The sequence below is a fragment of the Candidatus Frankia alpina genome (assembly GCF_902806485.1).
GTDB lineage: Bacteria > Actinomycetota > Actinomycetes > Frankiales > Frankiaceae > Frankia > Frankia alpina.
In genome coordinates this window covers 1-3,004 of the sequence record NZ_CADCWT010000385.1, presented here as the reverse complement: position 1 = coordinate 3,004, position 3,004 = coordinate 1, and the positions used below count along the sequence as shown (strand labels likewise).

The 3,004-nt window shown below is 72.2% G+C and carries 2 protein-coding genes; both read right to left on the bottom strand.

The window, feature by feature from the left end:
* Positions 1-2: 2 nt before the first annotated feature.
* The gene (locus G6R25_RS22995; protein ID WP_163554537.1) at positions 3-1,958 is read right to left on the bottom strand and encodes a hypothetical protein; all 1,956 of its coding nucleotides are present in this window, start codon (positions 1,956-1,958) and stop codon (positions 3-5) included.
* Positions 1,959-2,431: 473 nt separating this feature from the next.
* The gene (locus G6R25_RS22990) at positions 2,432-2,926 is read right to left on the bottom strand and encodes a DUF6912 family protein (protein ID WP_163554538.1); all 495 of its coding nucleotides are present in this window, start codon (positions 2,924-2,926) and stop codon (positions 2,432-2,434) included.
* Positions 2,927-3,004 lie beyond the last annotated feature (78 nt).

Below are 3,004 nucleotides of genomic sequence, written 5' to 3'. Positions count from 1 at the left end.
GGTCAACAGTAGGATGCGGGACCTTCGTCTATGTAGACGCCGCCGTAGTGACGCACCTGAAGATCCTGGGCCTGGCCCACCCAGTCGTCGGAGATGATCCGGTCGCCGAATCCGTCGAGCTTGTGGGCCAGCCGTTCGACGTCGGTGTCACCCATCTCGGCAAGCTGGCTGAAGGCCGTGATGCCCAGCGTCCGCAGCCGCGACTCAATCACCGGGCCGATGCCGACGATCTCCTTGAGGTTGTCGCCGCCGGCGACAACCGGATCGAGTAGCCCGTTCCAGCGCGGCGCGGACTCCTGGACGACCCGGCCGCCCGCGGCCTGCTCGCCCGTGGCGCCTGACCGCACGCCCGGCGTGCGTGAAGACCCGCCGCCGGTCGGCGCCAGGACCCCGGCCACCGCCGACGGCCGCTCCTTGGTGACGCCGGAGGTCCTGGCCCTCATCCCAGCCACGCCCAGCGTGCCTGGGCGCCCCGATTCGGTCCCACTCGCGGGCGCAGCAGTCCCGGGGCCGACCAAGGCCGCCGCGCGGGCGAGGTCGCCGGAATCCGGCCGCACCGGCTCGGCAGGCCTCGCGGACTCCGCTACCTCGACCGGCTCGTCCTCGTACGCCGACTCCACACCGACAGCCGGCTCGGCGACATCGGCCGGCTCGGTTACATCGGCCGGTCCCGCAGCCGCGGCCGGCTCGGCGACGCGGGTCTGTGCGAGGGGGCGGAGCGGAGCGGCTGCTCGGGCGGAGCGGGCGGCACGCGCCGACGCCACGGCCTTCGCCGTACCGACGATCTCTACGTATTCGACGGCGGCCGAGTACTCCACCCGACGCCCGGCCTCGAGGATGGAACTTTCGCGTGTGGAAGCCTCGGGGGCGGCGATGGGCTCCGCGGTCTCGGTCTCGGTCCTCGAGATCCGGCCGAGCAGGCTGATCCGTTCTGCGGCCCATTCGGCCTGATGCCGGTCGAGGCGGGTGATCATGGTCGCGACGAGGCGCTGGGAATCCTCCGCCTCGGTGCGTGCCATCGCCAGCCGGGAGGAGAACTTCGCGGCCCGGCCTTCCGCCTCGGCCAGCTGCTGGCGCAGCAGCTCGGCCTCGCGCGCGAGCTCCGCGACGGTTAGCCCGGCGTCAGCCGGGGCGGTGGCCGCGTCTGCCCGCGATCCATCGTCCGCTGCACGCTCCCCGCCGACGCCAGCCCCGGCGCCGCTTGTCGCGGCCTCAATTCTGGCGCGCAGCGTGGCCTCGATCTCCTCGACCCGGGCGCTCGCCGTGATGGCGTGCCGCTCCGCCGCGCCGATCCGTTGCTCGGATTCGGCGGCCCGCTGCTCGGCCACGGCGAGGCGGGCGGTCAGGTCGGCCTTCTCCAGGGCGGCGTCGTCCCGCTGCCGGCGCAGCAGGGCGACGAGCTCGGCGACCGGTTCACCGACGCGCACGGCGTTGATCGGCAACGCGATCGGCCCGGTGGTGGCAAGTTCCGCACCAACCGCGTCGGGCCCGGTGGTACCGGCGACGGCCGGGCTCGCGGACGACTCGTCGGCGCCGAGCCCGGTGGGGGTGCCGTCCTCGAGCCGTTCGCCGGTCTCCCGCAGCTCGTCAGCGTCGAGGCTCGGGGCGGGCCCGGGCAACGCTCCAAGCCCGAGCCGGGCGCCTTCGGCGAACACGTGATCCTTGCGCTCGGCGGGTTCCACAGCGTGCTTCGCACCGCCCGGCAGCGGGGTCCCACCGAGCTCCCGGGCTCGGGGCGTGATTGCGAGCGGCGCTCCCGCGTCGTCGGCCATCCCGGCGCCGGCCACCCCGGCATCGGGTATCGACGCGTAGCCTCCGGCCCTGGGATCCGGCTGACCGTCGCGGGTCTGGCGCACCTGCCGACGTAGCGGGGCGATCAGGAACACCCACGCCAGCGCGGCGCCGATGAACATCGCCACCAGCACGTACGCCAAGATCTGCCCGGCGAGGTACAGCATCGGCTGCCAGCCTCCTTACGCGGTTGGGTTATCGAGATCCACGCCCGCCCGAGCCCGCAAGCCGGCACGAGGGGTGCTGGGAGAAAAACGGACCATCGACACCAACCGGGCGGGAACCCAGCCGGCGCCTCACTGCCTGCCTACGCATTATTCGCAACACACGACATCGGCCGTACCTCGGGTAGGCACAACCGTTGTCCATCCAGACCGGTTTGCGTGGAGAAAAGCCGGCCACGGGCGCCGGTCGGTGAGCCAGACCACCGCATTAGAACCGGATGGCCACCCTGAGCGCCGACCAATGCCAACATTTCACGCCGGGTAAGCACCGGTCCAGACATCGCGCCCCAACGAACCATCAATAGGTGTGGTCTGGACCACGCTGGATGGCACGCCGCCAGGCGGCGAGCTCCGGCGGCCGGCGCCGAGCACCGCCGGGGTGACCGGCCTACTCCCCCATGGCGGGGCGCGCCTGCTCACAGCAGGTCGGGCAGCTCCTGCGGGGCGAACCAGAGCAGCTCGAAGCCCTCGACACTGTCGACGATGAAGGCCGCGTCCTCGCCGCCGAGGTCAGCCTCAACGATGTGATCGGCCGCCTCGGCCACGGCGTCGAGGACCTCCGCATCGTCGCCGTCGTCGACATGGATCGCTCCTACGGCCGACCAGGGAAGCGGAAAGTCGATCTCGGCGGCGCCCCGTTCGAGATCGTCACGGATACGGACGTCGCCGTCGGCGAGGTCCGCGACGAAGACCAGGCGCCGCCGCGGTGCCGCCGGGTCGGCGTCGAGCAGGCGCAGGCTGGCGCGCGCCGCGTCGTGGAGCACCGCGTACTCCAGCTCCTCCTCGGACTCCGACTGGGCATACCACTCGCGCAGCGCCGGCGTGACCGCGAAGCCGGTCCCGGCCGGCACCTGCCCGGACTCCCATACCAATCGCGCGGCGATGAGTGTGGACGGCAGGTAGATGCGCACCCGAGCAGTCTCGCAACCAGTCGCGCCGGACGAACAACGAGGGTCCCACCCGACGGGCGGTACGGACGGTATCGGCGG

Bases quoted from the DNA above. Each gene is read 5' to 3' on its own strand.
- G6R25_RS22995 (WP_163554537.1), bottom strand. From the start codon at position 1,958: ATGCTGTACCTCGCCGGGCAGATCTTGGCGTACGTGCTGGTGGCGATG.